General features: G+C 52.6%; 11 protein-coding genes, 1 pseudogene and 1 other annotated feature. Of the genes and pseudogenes, 1 reads left to right on the forward strand and 11 read right to left on the reverse strand.

Going from position 1 to position 17,643, the window contains the following annotated elements; genetic code table 11:
* Positions 1-52: 52 nt before the first annotated feature.
* Positions 53-1,891, forward strand: coding sequence for a cation:proton antiporter family protein (locus SK3146_RS01895; RefSeq protein WP_249863467.1), 1,839 nt, complete (start codon positions 53-55; stop codon positions 1,889-1,891).
* Between the two features lie 263 nt (positions 1,892-2,154).
* Here the strand turns inward: SK3146_RS01895 and SK3146_RS01900 are convergent, their stop codons facing one another.
* The 11 genes and pseudogenes from SK3146_RS01900 to SK3146_RS01950 form a co-directional block, all read right to left on the reverse strand.
* The gene (locus SK3146_RS01900) at positions 2,155-5,190 is read right to left on the reverse strand and encodes a family 43 glycosylhydrolase (protein ID WP_249863468.1); all 3,036 of its coding nucleotides are present in this window, start codon (positions 5,188-5,190) and stop codon (positions 2,155-2,157) included.
* 348 nt (positions 5,191-5,538) lie between these two features.
* A pseudogene (locus SK3146_RS01905) lies at positions 5,539-6,953 on the reverse strand (arsenic transporter).
* A gap of 99 nt (positions 6,954-7,052) precedes the next feature.
* Positions 7,053-8,138: an aspartate-semialdehyde dehydrogenase gene (gene asd, locus SK3146_RS01910; protein ID WP_249863469.1), complete on the reverse strand. Its 1,086-nt coding sequence runs from the start codon at positions 8,136-8,138 to the stop codon at positions 7,053-7,055.
* Between the two features lie 124 nt (positions 8,139-8,262).
* Positions 8,263-8,528 (reverse strand) — a binding site (T-box leader).
* A gap of 103 nt (positions 8,529-8,631) precedes the next feature.
* Positions 8,632-10,368: an ABC transporter ATP-binding protein gene (locus SK3146_RS01915; protein ID WP_249863470.1), complete on the reverse strand. Its 1,737-nt coding sequence runs from the start codon at positions 10,366-10,368 to the stop codon at positions 8,632-8,634.
* Between the two features lie 127 nt (positions 10,369-10,495).
* The gene (gene lepB, locus SK3146_RS01920) at positions 10,496-11,200 is read right to left on the reverse strand and encodes a signal peptidase I (protein ID WP_249863471.1); all 705 of its coding nucleotides are present in this window, start codon (positions 11,198-11,200) and stop codon (positions 10,496-10,498) included.
* A 202-nt stretch (positions 11,201-11,402) separates the two neighbouring features.
* Positions 11,403-12,878 (reverse strand): protein adenylyltransferase SelO, encoded by a 1,476-nt coding sequence (locus SK3146_RS01925; RefSeq protein ID WP_249866149.1) that lies wholly within the window; start codon positions 12,876-12,878, stop codon positions 11,403-11,405.
* A 78-nt stretch (positions 12,879-12,956) separates the two neighbouring features.
* Positions 12,957-13,517 carry a GNAT family N-acetyltransferase gene (locus SK3146_RS01930; protein WP_249863472.1) on the reverse strand — a complete coding sequence of 187 codons (561 nt, stop codon included), beginning with the start codon at positions 13,515-13,517 and terminating at the stop codon, positions 12,957-12,959.
* Positions 13,518-13,704: 187 nt separating this feature from the next.
* Entirely contained in the window at positions 13,705-14,466 is a 762-nt protein-coding gene (locus SK3146_RS01935) for a DeoR/GlpR family DNA-binding transcription regulator (RefSeq protein WP_249863473.1), read from the reverse strand.
* 16 nt (positions 14,467-14,482) lie between these two features.
* The gene (locus SK3146_RS01940; RefSeq protein WP_249866150.1) at positions 14,483-15,910 is read right to left on the reverse strand and encodes a rhamnulokinase; all 1,428 of its coding nucleotides are present in this window, start codon (positions 15,908-15,910) and stop codon (positions 14,483-14,485) included.
* A 70-nt stretch (positions 15,911-15,980) separates the two neighbouring features.
* Positions 15,981-17,240, reverse strand: coding sequence for an L-rhamnose isomerase (gene rhaA / locus SK3146_RS01945; protein ID WP_249863474.1), 1,260 nt, complete (start codon positions 17,238-17,240; stop codon positions 15,981-15,983).
* A gap of 24 nt (positions 17,241-17,264) precedes the next feature.
* Positions 17,265-17,636, reverse strand: a complete 372-nt coding sequence (locus tag SK3146_RS01950) for a sensory rhodopsin transducer (RefSeq protein WP_249863475.1) — start codon at positions 17,634-17,636, stop codon at positions 17,265-17,267.
* Between the last annotated feature and the right edge of the window lie 7 nt (positions 17,637-17,643).

Genomic DNA, 17,643 nt, shown 5'->3' on the forward strand with positions numbered 1-17,643 from the left:
AGCTTGCACTGCGGGCGTCCTAGCGCACGCATAACGGAGGAGGTGGATGTTCATGGAGCATAATGGAGGTTCGCTTGGCAGTTTGATTCTTGTCGTGTCCATCTCGTTTATCATTCCCGTGCTGTTATACCAGTTAAGACTGAGAGTAGTGCCTGTCGTTGTTGCGGAGATTTTTGCCGGTCTTGTCATAGGAAGAAGCGGATTCAACCTGGTTGGGGACGATCCGTGGGTGGAGCTTCTCTCCCTGCTTGGATTTATTTACCTGATGTTTCTAAGCGGCTTGGAGATCGATTTCAGTTCGTTTACGAAACAGAAAGGCGGAAAAAAAAGGAAATACGAACCTTTGACCGCGGCCGCCGTGATTTTCTTGGGAATTTTTATCCTTTCCGGCATATTGTCGTGGCTGCTCGTCGCCGCCGGATTCATCGACCGAGTTTTTCTTACCACGTTGATTATCGGCACTATATCGCTCGGCGTTGTCGTTCCTGTCTTGAAGGAAAGAAAACTGCTGGCGACCGATTTGGGACAAACGCTGCTGCTGGTTACCGTTCTCGCCGATTTTTTCACAATGATTCTTCTTTCGTTTTACGTAAGCTTTCTTTCTAAAAGCATGTCAAAAATGCTGCTGCTCTTGTTATTTTTCTTTCTAATCACCTTCATCTATATGTTCGTCAAGCGATTTGCTTCCGGCAAAGCGTTTCAAGTTCTGGAGGAAGGCTCGATCCAGTTCGGCACCAGATTTATATTTACCTTGATTATGGTGATCGTGTTTATTTCGGAGCGGCTCGGTGTGGAAAATATTTTGGGAGCTTTTTTGGCCGGTGTCATCGTCTCCTTGATCAAGCCCAAGAAAGAATTCGTTCATCAACTCGAATCGTTCGGCTACGGCTTTTTAATTCCGATTTTTTTCGTTATGGTCGGCGCCAAGCTGGAACTGAAGTATTTGTTCGCAGACTATAAAATTTTGTTATCCATCCCCCTGCTCTTGATCGTGATGTTCGTAGCCAAGCTCGTTCCGTTGATTTTATTAAAAAAATGGTATAACTGGAGGGACGTGATTAGCTCGGCCATACTGTTATCCTCCAAACTGAGCTTGGTTATAGCTGCGGCAACGCTCGCCCTGGATTTGCATCTGATCAGCGAATCGTTCCACGGAGCGTTAATCTTGGTCGCCATTCTCAGCTGCTTGATATTTCCCATTCTCTTCAATAAATTGGCCCCTAAGCAGCAGAATAAGAAAATATCGATCTCCATCATCGGCCTGAACCATATTTCGTTGCCTGTGGCGCAAGACCTGTCCCATGAAACGGTGTATAACATCCGTATATTCACCAAGGCCAGCTCAGAGAGAAAAGAAATGGATATTCAGCCGTCGTCGCTGCTAAACATATACCATCTGCAGCAAATGAACGAAGCCGCATTAAAGGAACGGCAAGCATTCGAAGCGGATATCCTGGTCATCGCGACAATGGATGATGCATTCAATGCGAGCCTGGCCAAAGAAGTAAAGGCGCAGTATAACGGCAGAATTCTCGTGCGCATAGAATCGCCAGAGCTGCAATCGGACATGGTTCACTACGGATTCGAAGTATTTTCTACCCTATATGCCGCCCGTACCGTGCTGAGGGCGCTTATCGACAGTCCGGGCGCGCTTAAACTGCTCTCCGAAGACGAAGGCATGATTTTTGAAGTGACGATTCAGCATCTGCCTTACCGGACAACCTATCTCCGGCAATTGCCAGGGCTGGAACATATATTGATTTTGCGTATATATCGCGGACAATCTTTTATCATTCCGCACGGCAATACGGAAATTCGGCTCGGAGACCGTCTGCTGATTAGCGGCAGTGCGGAGCAAGTTGATTTCTTTCGTTCGCTGGTGACGAGCTGAAGCTTGACCTCCTGCAATTCAATGCATCCAACCGCTGCTTGCTGCCGGTTCCGGCAGCGTACATCATCGATAAGGATAGAATCATCCGTCACTCCTATGTCAACCCCGACTTCATACAGCGGATGGAGCCGCAAGAGATCGTCGCTCAGCTGAACAAGCTTTCCGGCTCGAATTAGCGCTCTAGTATTAACGCAGCAAGGCTGCCGGTCGATGCCGGCAGCCTCCCCTCATGCTGGATTCTCTCATTTTCCGAATATTTGGCCTTACTGAATGATCGCGCTTGCTATCGCCGCAAGATCGGCAATATCAATGATGCCGTCATGGTTGCTGTCCATTTTTTCGATCGAGCTCCAATCCGGACTTGCCGAATTTTTGCCGTAGTTCGCTGCGACAAGCGCAAGATCCCCGATGGTCACCTTGCCGTCCGCGTTAATATCGCCCGGTACGGAGCCGTTGACAGACTCTTTAAATTGCTGCAGCGCTTGATTCAAGGCGATAATCGCCTGATCGATTTCAGCCTGGGTATTGGCGTTTGCGGATACTGCCGCAGCAGCATCGATGGCCGATTGCAGAGCCGCTTTGGAACCTGCCGGATATTGCCCCGGCGCGCTGCCTTCCACCGCCGCATTTAGAACCGACCGCGCTTGATCGATCAACGCATTCAACGCTTCTTTGTTCAAATCCTCCTTGCCGATAATTTGCACGTTATACGCAACCGGATCGAGCGAAGTCTCTTCGCCCGCAGCATTGGCAAGCAATAACCGTGAGAGCGTAATGCCGGTTCCGGCCGTCTTCTGGACCGCTCTCCAGTTTAATGTAAGGAGTTCTCCGTCCGAGGTGACGGAATGATCCGCGCCTTGGCTGGCAAGCAGAATGCGCACCTGGCCGGGAATATTCTTCTTCACCGCCAGGATCATAAGACCTTCCTTCAAGGGTTCGGCAGACACGAAATCAAGCTTATCCGGGTCATATGTGAACTGCAAATCCTGGGCGTAGATAGCATGAGCCGCTCCGCCCGGCACACGGGTTAACCCGTAGCGCAGCTCGAAGCTTTGTCCCGCCGGAATTTCAGAGACGCCTGCCAGCGTTCCGGACAGCTTGGTCGGCACGACCGGATTCGGCACATCCGCCTTGTACATCGTTATATAGTCCAGATTCACATTGCCGATGGAACTGTTGTCAATCCGGTAGCTGATGACATTTTTCCCTTTCTTCAGCGCCAGCCGCTGCGAATCCGTAAACCATTCATCCCAGCTGATAGCCGTTTTATCCGGTGTAATCGATTTGACATGAATCCCGTTGACAAATACGTTGATCAGCGCTCTTGACGGAAGCTGCACCGTAGGATTATTGGTCGACTCTCCTTCTGCCTGCTCGCCGTAAGCATATCTGGCTCCTACGATATAATCTCCTTGCTCCGCCGCACTGACGACAAAGCTGGCTTCGGCGCCGGCCGTTTTGGACAAGTGAACATACCCCGTCCCTTGATAATTGGCATGGCTGTTATCTTTGGCAGCATCGCCGTACAACACGGCATCCTCGGCTTGATACATATCGCCTTGTCCCAAATCGCCGGATGGCAGCTGCTGCCAATCGTAAGGAGAAGCCGGCTGGCCGAAATTAGGCGTTCCATCGGCATTCCAATCGAATTTCTTAAGATTGACTTCGCGCCACCAGTTACGATTTGTATCCTTATATACCCGCGAATGATAAATCATCCAATCCTCCGTACCGTCCACCGATTTGACGAAGCCCGCTCTGCCGGGGCCGGATACGTCGGCAGTCGACACGAAAACGTTATTGGTACGGGTCCATGAACCGGGGTTCAGGAAATTGCCGTCCGTATTCATAAAATAAGATAACCGGTAGCCGTTGGACGCATAATCGCCTTCCGACACGGTAACGAATACTTTGCCGTCCTTCTGCAGCACGCGCGGGCCTTCTCCGCCGCCGCCGGGCAAAATCGAACGGTCCGCCGTAATCGTATAAGGGTTATCCATCGGAGCTATGGCAGGCCCTGCCGGCTCTCCGGAGCCCAAAGTTCCCCAAATCGCATAGAGCTGGCCGTTATGTTCAAATACCGTAAAATCGTTCGCTTGCTTGTACTCGCCACGTTCGCCGGTATACAAAGCGCCTTTGTCCACATAAGCCCCCTGCGGATCGGAGGTAACGGACTCCAGCACGGTAGCCATATGCTTGTACCCGTAATCTTTCAGATCGGCGCAATAATAGATATACCATTTACCGTTAAAGAAGAAGATTTCCGGAGCAAAGATCCGGGTTTGCGTGCCCTTCGAATCAAACACCATGATCTTTTCCCCTTGATCCGTCAAGGTGCGCGATTTGGATACGTACACTTTGTTGTTCGAGTCCAGATTGCTCGAGGACACGAAATAGTAGAAGCCGTCTTTATACGTTACGAACGGGTCTTGTCCTTGATAGAGCGGATTGCTGAATTTGCTAAATACGGATGAGCTTGTCACTCCCATCTCTTTCATGAAATCGGACCGGGCAGCCGACACGCGATTCATCGTTCCCATTAATAATTGCACTTTCTCTTCGTCGCCGATGCTTTGGCTATCGATGGTAAGAAGCAGCTGCTCCGCGTCGTTTTTAACGGCAATGAAGCCGTTCAATGCCGATGGGTCGACTTTATCGGCGAAGTTGTCGGCCAAATAAGCCGCCTTTTGAATTTCTGCGGTCAAATCGGCTTTTTTCGCCTTCATAACGCGGTCCAGCGGCAAATAAAGCGCGGATTCCGGCACGATTTCCCGCTTTTGGCTTGCGCTTTCCCATTCCATGCGAAGCCAAGTGCCGCCCCAGCCTTGCAAATATTCTACTTTGATATCGTAATGCTTGCCGGCTTCCAAACTAATCGGCTTGCTGACTTGCGGAACTTCCCAAACCTGCTGCCAAAAATCGATGATCAGCTCCCCGTTAATCCACAGCCGAAACCCGTCATCCCCTTCCATATGAAACGTGTAGTCTTCCGTGTATTTCGGTACGATCGTACCGGTAAACCTTGCGGTATTATAATCGGGAGTTCCGGAAAATTGCTTGAAAATGCTTTCAAAAGAATCGCCGTTTAAATTGGCGACCGCTCGTTCTCCCCGAAAATCGTCAAACTTAAATACATTAATATCGCTCCGGTTATCAGGGTTTTTCTCGCATTTGAAAAACTCCCCCATCAAGCCGTGGCCATCCATCGTCGGGTCTGCCGCACGAACATTCGCAGGAATATTCCATGCGCTTACCATGAGGATGACCGCCATGACCAGTATTCCGATCGTTCTTTTCATTGATGCGCCTCCCGGTTTCCAAATTCGTTTTCGTCTCTTCGCTCCGCCGCCATGCCGATTTTCGCTTATTGTCCGTATGGTTGTAGCCCGATCCCCCCTAACCGAATGCATTCAGACTGCATAACTCCAAGGATAGCTTTCTTGCTGCTTGACCAGTGTCGATGCGAGCGAGATGATCATACGCTGCATTTGTTTCTAACTTACCATATTTTTAAAATTATAGATTTGTAATAACCGGACCTTTTTTACGTTTTTCTCCCCTTCTTTTCTATCGGAAACCGCGCGCTCGCCTTCCCGGTAAACGCAGCGAGGCCGCCGTTAAATAACGGCAGCCTCTATTGATTGACACTATTTAATTAAAGCTTTTCCGTGCTTCCTTCTGCTTCCCCGCAAGGAGATTGCAGCGATCCAAGCGGCTGCCGCAGCGATGACCACAACGGCAACCCACAGCCAAATGCGGACATGGGCGTGCTGCTGCAGCAGCATCAGCCATACATAAAGCCCTGCAAGAGTAATAAACAGCGTAGGGACGGTCAGCAGAACGCCCGTTTTAAAATAATATCCCCAGGTGATCTTCACTTTTTTGGCGGACAATACGTGCAGCCACAATAAGGTCGCCAATGAGCCTATGGGCGTCATCTTCGGACCCAAGTCCGACCCGATCACGTTGGCGTAAATCAGCGCCTCCCGGACGAAGCCCTCGGTCTGCGTTCCTTTGATCGCCAAAGCATCGATCATGACCGTCGGCAGGTTGTTCATGATCGAGGAGAGAATTGCCGCGATAAAGCCCATACCGACCGCTGCGGCGAACAGCCCACGGTCTGCGACAGCTTGAATGACTTGGCCTAGAGCATCGGTCAAGCCCGAATTTCTAAGGCCGTACACCACCACGTACATCGCGATGGAAAATATGACGATGGTCCACGGAGCGCCTCGGACAAGCTGCCACGTCTTAACGGCCGGGCTTCTTCTCGCGGCGATCAACAGAGCGGCCGCTGCGGCCCCCCGATCACGCATACCGGAACCGGTAGCAGCTCGCTGCCGAAATAGGCGGCGAGCAGCGCGGCTAATATCACCCACGATAATCGGAACAGCCTCGGATCTTTAATCGCTTCCTCCGGACTTTTCAGCTCAGCGAGAGAATAGCTCCCGGGAATACTGCTCCGGAAATATAAATACAGTACAAGCAGACTGGCTGCGATGGAAAAGCAATTCGGCACGATCATCCGGCCGGCATATTCCGCAAAGCCGACGCCGAAATAATCCGCGGAGACGATATTGACCAAATTGCTAATGACAAGCGGCAAAGAAGCCGTATCCGCTATAAATCCGCTCGCCATAATAAACGGGAGGATCAGCTTGCCGTCAAACTTGAGGGCGCGTACCATAGACAAAACAATCGGAGTCATAATCAAAGCGGCGCCGTCGTTGGCAAACAAGGCGGACACCGCCGATCCGAGCAGAACGATCAGGAAGAACATGCGCAGTCCATGGCCGCGCGCAAGCCTCGCCATATGTAGAGCCGCCCATTCAAACAATCCGATTTCATCCAACACTAGCGAAATAATAATAATGGCGACAAACGTTAACGTTGCATTCCAAACGATACCGGTGACCGTACCTACATCCTCTAGGCTGACTACACCGAACAGCAAAGCGAGAACCGCCCCCGCGCTTGCCGACCATCCGATGCTTAACCCCTTTGGCTGCCAAATGACGAAAACAAGGGTGAGCGTAAAAATTAGAAATGCTGTGACAGCCATAACATCCTCCTAAATAATGAATGACGCCAAAAAACGGCAAGCTTCCAAAAATAGGAATTCTTGCCGTCTCGATAAATGAAGCAGACGGGGTAAGCCGGATTACTTCGCTTGAATATAGCCTTCCGCTTTGAGCAGCTCGGCGATCAGCACGGCTCCGCCCGCCGCGCCGCGAAGCGTATTATGGGAAAGACCGACAAATTTATAGTCGTACACAGAGTCTTCGCGCAATCTGCCTACGGACACGCCCATGCCGCGTTCAATATCGCGGTCCAATTTCGTTTGCGGTCTGTTGTCTTCTTCGAAATAAGTAATGAATTGCTTAGGCGCGCTTGGCAAGCCCAGCTCCTGCGGACGTCCTTTGAACTGCAGCCAGCGGCTGAGAATTTCTTCTTTGGACGGCTTGTTCTCGAACGATACGAAGACGGTAGCCAAATGCCCATCCGTTACCGGAACGCGAATACATTGCGTTGTAATAAGCGGCGCGCTCGCTTTGACAATCTGGTCGTTCTCAATGCTGCCCCAGATGCGCAGCGGCTCCTGCTCGCTTTTTTCTTCCTCGCCGCCGATATACGGAATCACATTGTCCAGCATTTCCGGCCAATCGGTGAAGTTTTTGCCGGCGCCGGAAATCGCTTGATACGTCGAGGCGACCACCGTCGTCGGTTTGTAATCGAGCAGCGCGTTAAGCGCCGGAACGTAGCTCTGAATCGAGCAGTTCGGTTTCACGGCGATAAATCCGGTCGAAGTGCCGAGCCGTTTTCTCTGCGCCTCAATGATTTGGATATGCCCCGGATTAATTTCCGGAATGACCATCGGGATATCCGGCGTCCAGCGGTGAGCCGAGTTGTTGGAAATGACCGGCGTGCCCGTTTTGGCGTAAGCTTCCTCCAGCGCTTGAATTTCATTTTTCTTCATATCGACGGCGCAGAAAATAAAATCGACCCCGGCGGCAACCTCTTCCACTTTGGAAGCGTCCTGCACGACGATATGTTTCACGGCTTCAGGAATCGGGCCGGACAATTTCCAGCGGTTTTGCACCGCTTCTTCATACGTTTTGCCTGCCGATCCGGCGCTTGCCGCAATCGCCGTTACTTCAAACCAAGGGTGCTGATCCAGCAGCTGCACAAACCGCTGCCCTACCATTCCCGTTCCTCCGACAATACCTGCTTTTAATTTTTGCGTCATAATACCATTTCAATCCTTTCCGTAGGGTCTGATTAAGCGCTCTTTTTCATCATATACGTCTGGCTTCCGGGTCGTGTGTTACCTTGACTGCAATAAAAAAAAATCCCACCCCCAAGACTAATGTCTTGGGGACGAGATTCGTATGCTCGCGGTACCACCCCAGATTCGCCAATATGTCGCCATATTCGCCTCTTCAAGTACGGCATTACGCTGTAATGCTTATACTCTAGCTCTGTAACAGGAGCTCCTGGCGCACCATCCCCATCCTGATCCGGTTCCGATGTGCTGCTCTGAGCCTTTTTTCAATAAAGAAATCTTTACTCCTTTTCAGCTGCCGGAGCTCTCTGCAAAAGAATTTCATTTATCTACTCTTCTCATCATCGCATTTGAACGTGTTTGCGATAATAATACCAAATATCCGCGGTTCGGTAAACATTTTTTTTGAAAGTTCGATTTTTTGTTTCATTTCAGCTGTCCGCACGGCAGCTCTGCCCTACATTCTAAGCTGCATATGGTGTAAATTAGCGTAAACGCCGCTTCGGGCAAGCAGCTGTTCGTGCGTTCCCTGCTCTTCAATTCCGCTGTCCGTCAATACAACGATTCGCTGCGCGTTTCGGACCGTGGACAAGCGATGGGCTATAACCAGCGTCGTGCGATGACGGGTCAGTCTCTCCAGCGAATCCTGCACGGCCCGCTCGCTTTCATTATCCAGTGCGCTCGTCGCTTCATCGAGAATAAGAATCGGCGGATTTTTCAGGAACACGCGGGCGATGCTTAATCTTTGCTTTTGCCCGCCGGATAATTTCACGCCGCGCTGCCCGATATCCGTATCGTATCCGTGCGGCAGCTCCATAATGAACTCATGGGCGTTTGCCTGCTTGGCCGCTTCGAGGATCTCTTCCCTGGTCGCCTCCATGTTGCCGTAACGGATATTGTCCAGAACCGAGCCCGCGAACAAATAAACGTCCTGCTGAACGACGCCGATGTGCTTTCTTAACGAGCGCAAGCCGATCTTCCGGATGTCGCGGCCGTCAAGAAGAATCGTCCCCTCGCTGACTTCGTAGAAGCGCGGAATTAACGAGCAGAGCGTCGATTTGCCTGCGCCCGAAGGCCCGACGACGGCGACGTATTCCCCGGACTGAATATCGAGCGTGACATGCTTCAGAACATGGCCGTAATCTTCTTTATACTTAAAGCTGACATCGCGGAACGCAATATGCCCCCGAACGTCCGTAAGCTCCTCCGCGTCCTTGGCATCATGAATATCCGGCTCGATCTCCAGCATATCCATAAACCGGTCGAACCCGGTTATGCCTTCCTGATACAGCCGGGCGAAATTAACCAGCCGCTTGATAGGCTCGATAAGGATGCCGACGCATAAAATATAAGTCAGCAGATCGGCCATTTCCAATGAAGCCCCCACGATCGCGGCTCCTCCGAAGACGACCACGGCCGTCGTAATGAGATGCGTGAACGCATTCATGCCTTCGAAGAAATAGGCTTCGCTCTTATAGCCTTCGCTTCGGCTTTGAACGAAACGCTCGTTCGCGCAAGCGAATTTCTGCCGTTCCACCTGCTCGTTGGCAAACGATTTGACCACTCGAATGCCTGCCAGCGTATCTTCCACCTGGGCGTTGATATCGCCGATCCGCTCCTTGGTTCTTCTTAACGCGGCATTCATCCGCTTGTTCAAATAACATGCATAAACCGCCATCACAGGCAGAAATAAAAAGACAATCAGCGTAAGCTTCACATCGATCGTGAACAAAATGGCGAGCGCGCCAATCAATTTGAGCGCCGAAATGACAATATCCTCGGGCCCGTGATGATACAATTCCGCCAGCGACAAAATGTCGTTCGTGGCCCGGCTCATGAGCTGGCCTGTTTTATGCTCGTCATAAAAGCTGAAGGACAGCTTCTGATAATGATCGAACAGCTCGCTGCGCATATCGCTTTCCATCATCGCCCCCATCCTGTGTCCCTTGTAGGAAATGAATATGTCGCACACGGTATGAACGGCAATCAGAGCGAGCATAACGGCGCCCATCATATAAATCTTCTTCAGCGCGCCGGGCTGGCTCGCTTCCAACACATATATAGTAATGTACCTGACGCATAAAGGCAGAATCAGAGTAATCGCGGAAACGACGAATGCGCAGGCCATGTCGGCCCAGAACAAACCTAAGTAGGGCTTGTAATAAGACAAAAACTTCTTGGTTCGAGAATTCAAACGGTTCTCCTCCATATGACGGAGGGTTAAAGTATAGTCGCCCTCCGTGTCGGCTTGGCGATGGACGTCAAAGTTGTTTTCATAATCAACACCCGTTTCATATTGGATTGGTCCTGCTACCCTCCCATTATACTGATGAAGCCGCGGCGCTGCAGCGGGAAGATTCGGTTATAATAAAACAATACGGTTTATAACCGATGACCTTGCCCAGGATGCTTTCTTGCGGAATCGTTCCGAAATGCCGGCTGTCCGCGCTTCGAAACCAATCGTCCCCAATAAGGTAATATTGTCCATCCGGTATTCGAATCGGCTGCTTGCTCGCTTCTTCGCTCTCCAGAATAAACTTCACATTCGTTTTGAAATTCTCGCGGATATTGTCGGCCAGACCGGGCCGGCCGGAAGCCTCCTGCAGCTCCTGTACATTCATTCCAAGCCGGCGCGCTTGGCCGTAAAAGGTATCCAGTTTTCTTCCATCGATGTAAATCTGTCCCTTATCTATACGGATGCTCTCTCCGGGTAAGGCGACAATTCTCGAAATCTCCTTCTCGCTCCCATTGTCGGTTGCGCCGCCCTTTTTCGGATTTTGATAATAGACAACGTCCCCTCGTTGAACCGGATTCGCTTGGTAATAGGTTGGATCTACGACGACATCGACGTTATCGTATTCATGATGTCCGCGGTCCATATTGTCATAACCGTGATGGTATACTACCATTCCTGCCGTCGCTTCGATCGGCTTCACGTTCTCTTGCGTTACGTTATCCCGCAAAGGCTCGCGGGCGCAAGCCGCCAATGCAACAGCTATCGTCAAAATAAATACGCCAAAGCGCAATGAAAACACCTCCCCAAATAGCCGCTCAAATAACCGTTCCAATTCCCATTATACGCTAAAGCATGTATCCGGCATCCATAATTGGTGAATGATTCCTGAACTCTGGGGCGAACGGAGCCAAAAAAACGGAGTGCCGCAACTGGTTCCAGTTCGGCACTCCGTGTGTAAAGCATATGCGGTTCCGTCAGCCGCGGCGTTTGCTTCAAGTACCGCAGTAAGTTCGATAAGGATAGCTTGAAGGCACCGAAGGTGCAGCGTATTCCTCTTGTTCGGGAGAATACGAATAAGGGTCGGCGAGAGCTTCCAGAAGCCTCTCCATTACGGTAACGTCTCCATGCCGCTCCGCCGCTTCCAGCGCTTCTTCAACCCGGTGGTTGCGGGGAATGACCGCAGGATTGCTGCTTCTCATCAGGCGAAGCGAGTCTTCCTTCGTCTCCTGCTGGCGAGCGCGTCTTGCCTGCCACCGCTCATGCCACTCGGTAAATCCTTCAGCGCCGGAACATGCCGTATCCTCCGGCTTCTCCAAGGTCAATGCGCGGAACGTATTCGTAAAGTCCGCATGATGCTTCTCCATTAGAATGAGCAGATCTTGAATAAGGGCTTCGTCCTCCGGCTCTTCGTTATAAAGCCCCAGCTTCGCTCTCATGCCGGCAAGCCAGCCGCGCTGAAACTGCTTCGGAAACTCGGCAATCGCATCCTCGGCCAGCTTGACGGCTCGTTCCTCGTCGCTGTGCAGCAGCGGCAGCAGCGTTTCGGCGAAGCGCGCCAGGTTCCACGCGGCGATCTGGGGCTGATTGCCGTAAGCGTATCGCCCTTGACGATCGATGGAGCTGAATACTGTCGCCGGGTCGTAGGCATCCATAAAAGCGCACGGGCCGTAATCGATGGTCTCCCCGCTAAGCGCCATGTTATCGGTGTTCATAACCCCGTGAACGAAGCCGACAAGCTGCCATTTGACGATCAGCGCGGCCTGCCTTCCGATCACTCCCCGCAGCAGGGCGAGATAGCGGTTATCGTCCGCCTCCGCTTCCGGGAAATGCCTGCGCAGGGTGTAATCGGCCAAGGCGCGAAGCTCCTCTTGCGTCCCCCTGCCGGCAGCGTATTGAAACGTGCCGACGCGCAGATGGCTGGCGGCCACGCGGGTCAGAACCGCACCAGGCAGCTCGGTCTCGCGCATAATGGACTGTCCGGTCGCCGTCACCGCCAGACTGCGGGTCGTAGGAATCCCCAACGCATGCATCGCCTCGCTGATGATATATTCGCGCAGCATCGGTCCGACAGCCGCTCTGCCGTCGCCGCTGCGGGAATACGGGGTCCGGCCGGGGCCTTTCAGCTGAATGTCGAACCGGTCACCCCGGGGCGTTATTTGTTCGCCGAGCAGGATCGCCCGACCGTCCCCCAGCATCGTTAAATACCCGAACTGATGCCCCGCATAAGCTTGCGCGAGCGGCGCAGCGCCCTCGGGAATCGTGTTGCCGGCCAGCACGGCGGCTCCTTCCTCGCTTCGCAAAGCTTCGGCGTCCAAGCCCAGCTCCGCCGCCAGCGCCCGGTTCAGCGCCAGCAGCTCCGGCGATCGTACGGGGGTAGGAGCGAGCAGCGTAAAAAAAGTTTGCGGCAGCCGCGCATAGCTGTTGTCGAAGTTCCATCCTGCGCCGGTTATTGATCTATGATCGCTCATCATGTCACCTTGTTTCTTTATGATTATTTTTCAGAAGGGTGGCGAAAACCGCTGATTGCGCATGCGAAAGCATCTAGATTATGTACGGCGGTACGCCTTTTCGTGGAAACGGGTTATGCTGCGAAACAGCGCTTTGCCGTCCTCCGGCAGCCGGTCCGTCTCGCTGAAGCTGCAGTACATCGCCTGATAAGGCTCGGGCACCCAAATGTATTGATGCACATACGAAGTAAGCTGGAAGCCGTTCGCTTCCCAGAAGCGGATACGCCGCTTGTTCTCCTCCGTAGGCTCGGATTCCACTTCGACGATAATCCCCTTGGCATCCGCCTCGGCGCGCGCCCACTGCTTGATATGGCCCAGCAGCGAACGGCCGATTCCCGTACCGCGCACATCGCGGCGAACCGCCAAATAATCGATGATCACGGCTCTCGCCTGCTTATCGATACCGGTTAAAGCCATTCCGGCGAGTTCCCCGCCTCGGGCTACGGTATGCAGCTGGCACATCCGTCTTTCAAACATGCGGCGGATGATCGCGCGGCTCTTCCTGCCTTCGTGAGGAAACGCCTGCTCGTAGATCCGCTCCGCCTCGTTCCAGCGCTCTTCGTCCCACTCGCCGCTGATGCGATAATTCAAAGTGTCCAATCATGCTCCCTGCTTTCGGAATCCGATTCGGTATGTATTGTTGGCGCTCCAACAACATCATCATACCACTAGCTGAAGCCATATACCAAACCCGTTCCAGTACGTCGGGAGCTAAGTCTCCGATTAAAGGAAAAAGCGGCCGGCCAGAAGTTTTCCTCTGGCCGGCCGCTGGTATTCGAAGATTTCATTAAACGGTAATAACGGTAATTCCGCGGTCCTCAAGCTGATCTACCGTTTCCTTGGCGATGCGGCGATCCGTAATGATGACGTCGATTTCGGATAGATCGGCGACTTGCGTAAACGACTGCACGCCGAATTTACTCGAATCGACGAGCAGAATCACTTCGTCCGCGATGCCGATCATTCGTTCTTTGATTCGGGCTTGCAGCTCGTTCGATTCGCTGATGCCGCGATCTAAATGTACGCCTTTGCAGGACAAAAACACTTTATCCACGTGATAAGTATCGAGAGAACGTTCGGCCAGCGGCCCGACGAAAGATAAGGAACGCTGAGCCAGCCGGCCGCCCGTCGAAATCACTTCAATCTTCTCCTTATTGCTCAGCTCCGTTGCGACCTTGATCGAATTGGTAAGGACGGTCAGAGGAAGATCGGGAACTTCCGCCGCCATGTACCAAGCCGTAGAACTGGCATCAAGAAGAATCCGGTCTCGCTCGCCGATCCGCTCGATCGCGGCCTGGGCTATTCTCTTCTTCTCTTCGGCATAGGCGATTTCCCGTTCAAAGTAAGGGATCTCCGGCTGCTGGTCGTCCTTGATGCTGACTGCCCCGCCATGGGAACGAGTCAAACGCCCCGCCTGCTCCAAACGGTCCAGGTCGCGGCGAATCGTCTCCTCCGTAACCTGGAACAGCTCGCTAAGCTCGGAAACTCTTACTGCGCCTCTTTGGTTAACCAAACTTACAATTTTCTCGTAACGCTCCGCAACTAGCATAAGGTGCTCCTTTTCACTATTGTGCAATTCCCGTCAGCTTAACGAATCGTTCATAAGCCGCGGACCACTGCTCCTGCTCTTCCGGCATGTACTCTTCGACTGGGAACGAGTCGCGGATAACGCGGCGCGCTTCCCAGATGTCCTTGAACACGCCTTGCGCGATCCACTGCACGGCCATATTGCCGATAGCGCTGCCTTCCGAAGGCCCCGCCCATACGGGCTTGCCGATCGCATTGGCCGACCATTGGCAGAGCAGCGTATTGTTAATGCCGCCGCCGACCATATGCAGGCCGTTCAACGTCTGATTCGACAGCCGTTCGGTCATTTCGAACACAAACCGGTATTTCAAAGCCAAGCTTTCCAAAATGCAGCGAACGATTTCTCCTGCCGTCTCCGGCGCCTGCTGTCCCGTTTCGCGGCAATACTGGGTGATACGGGCGGGCATGTCTCCGGGAGCCAGAAACATCGGATGATCGGGATCGATGAATACGCCGAACGGTTTGGCCGCCCCCGCCAGCTGCACGAGCTCGGGGAAGGTATACGATTGCCCTGCCTTCTCCCATTCGCGGCGGCTTTCCTGGAGAATCCACAGTCCCATAATGTTTTTCAGCAGGCGGTACGTGCCTTCGACGCCGCCTTCATTGGTGAAGTTAAACTGCTGCGCCATATCGTTTATGACCGGCTCCTGAACCTCAGTTCCCATGAGCGACCATGTTCCGCAGCTCAAGTAAGCGAAGGAACGGTCGGTTGCCGGCACCGCCGCTACGGCCGATCCCGTATCATGCTCTGCTACGGCATAGACGGGAATGGACGGAATGCCGAGCTCTTCGCATACGGACTCTTGCAGCTTCCCTGCCGGACTTCCCGGCTGCAGCACTTCACAGAACCATGATTCCGGAAAGCCGAGCTGCTGAAGAAGCTCTTGATCCCAAGTGCCCTTCACAGGGTTGAACAGCTGCGTCGTCGTAGCGTTGGAAAACTCGTTATGCATTTCTCCCGTCAGGAAATACCGGAGCAAATCCGGAATCATCAGGAAGCGGTTGCCTTCCTGAAGCCAAGGCGAGTTCGCCTGTTTAAGCGCAAACAGCTGGAAGATCGTATTAAACTGAAGAAATTGAATGCCGGTTCGTTTAAAAATCTCCGACGCAGGGAGCTGCGCGAACAGCTTCTCCATCGTATGATCCGTATGCCGGTCCCGATAATGGTAAGGATTGCCGACCAGCTCGCCGTTCGCTCCGATAAAGCCGAAATCGACCGCCCAGGAATCGATCCCGATGCTGTCCAATTCGATTCCTTGATTTTTGGCCTTTAGCAATCCCTGCTTGATTTCATGGTATAACCGCAAAATATCCCAATGCAGGCGGTCGCCCACCTGCACCGGATCATTGGAAAAGCGATGAAGCTCCGTAATTTCAATCTTGCCGTCTATCAGGCGGCCCAGCATCGCTCTGCCGCTGCTGGCCCCCAGATCAAAAGCGATAATGTTTCCCAAGGATATCACCCTTATCCGTTAATTAGCCGCGTTTGAGCAGCACTTCTTGCTCGTACGCTTTCACTTGGGACAGCCATTCCTCGCGCACAGGAACGCCTTTGGATGCGCAGTAGTAATCCCATACGGCGCCGAAAGGATACGATTTGAATTCTTCCGTCAAAGCCAGACGAGTCGTGTAATCCCCTTCCAGCTCGGCTTTCTTCAAAGCTTCCACCGGATCGAGCATCGCCCGCAGCAGCGCTTTGATCGTGTTGCGCGTACCGATAACCCAAGCGGCTACACGGTTGATGCTGCCGTCGAAGAAGTCCAGACCGATATGCGTTTTGCCTAGCAAATCGCCGCGAACCAGTTCCCGGCCGATATCGATCAGCTCGTCGTCCAGCGTAACCACGTGATCGCTATCCCATCTCATAGGGCGGCTTACGTGAAGCAGGATACCGTCGGCGAACAGGGACAGGGAAGATAACTTATTGGAAATCACTTCCGTCGGATGGAAATGGCCCGCATCCAAACAGATTAATTTATTATTTTGAAGGCCGTAGCCCATATAAAACTCATGCGAGCCTACGACATACGCTTCGGAACCGAGGCCGAACAGCTTGCTTTCTACCGCATCCAGGTTATACGCCGGGTTCAGTTCTTCCGCGAACACTTCGTCCAATGCGGATTTCAGACGCTGTCTAGGCGCCAGGCGGTCCGCCGGAACATCCTTGAAGCCGTCCGGTACCCAGACGTTGGTTACGCAGGTTTGACCGAGCTGCTCGCCGAAGTAGGCGCCGATTTTTCTGGACGCTTTGCAGTGGTCGATCCAGAACTTACGGATCGCCGGATCGGGATGGCTTAACGTGAAGCCGTCCTTGGAATTCTCATGAGAGAAGCAAGTCGGATTGAAATCCAGACCCAAGCCCTGCTCCTTGGCCCAATCCACCCATTTGTCAAAATGCTTCGGCTGAAGCTCATCCAGCTCCACCTTCTCATCTGTATCGGCATAGATCGCGTGAAGATTCACCTTATGCTTGCCGGGAATCAGCGAGAACGCTTTCTCCAGGTCCGCGCGAAGCTCTTCGGGAGTGCGCGCCGCTCCGGGATAATTGCCGGTTACGGAAATGCCGCCGGTCAAATCCTGATCGCGGTTCAAAAAGCCTCTTACATCGTCGCCTTGCCAACAGTGCATGGAAATTTTAATTTGTTCCAGCTGCTTCAGCACTTGATCGACGTCAATGCCGTGGGCTGCATAAAGCTCTTTTGCCAATTCATAATTGGCCGCAACGTTTTTATCCATTTGTACAGCTCCTTTTAACGTATTTTATTTGATCGGATAAGCGATAACGGACATAAGGGCGTTCTCAGCCTGAGTTGCGTCCAAACGGCTGTATTGCACAATAACCGGAATGTCGCTCTTCACTTCGATGGCATAAGGAACGCCGACCGGAATCGGCGTCCCTTCCTTGGCCAAAGAGCTTGTGCGTATATGCTTCGTGCGCCGGGCCGCGACGACCTCGGCGATATTCTCCAGCGGATCGCGGTCCTCGAAGAAAATCGTGATGGTCAGATGGGCATCCTCCGAAGCGGTGTTAAGCACGCAAATCGATTCATGGCTGGTTAACGTTCCGGAGCTGTGCTCCGGAATATAACCGTCAGGAATAATCCATACTTTTTCCCCTGTAGCCGTTGGCATATGGCAA

It is taken from the genome of Paenibacillus konkukensis (assembly GCF_023523925.1).
Classification (GTDB): domain Bacteria; phylum Bacillota; class Bacilli; order Paenibacillales; family NBRC-103111; genus Paenibacillus_S; species Paenibacillus_S doosanensis.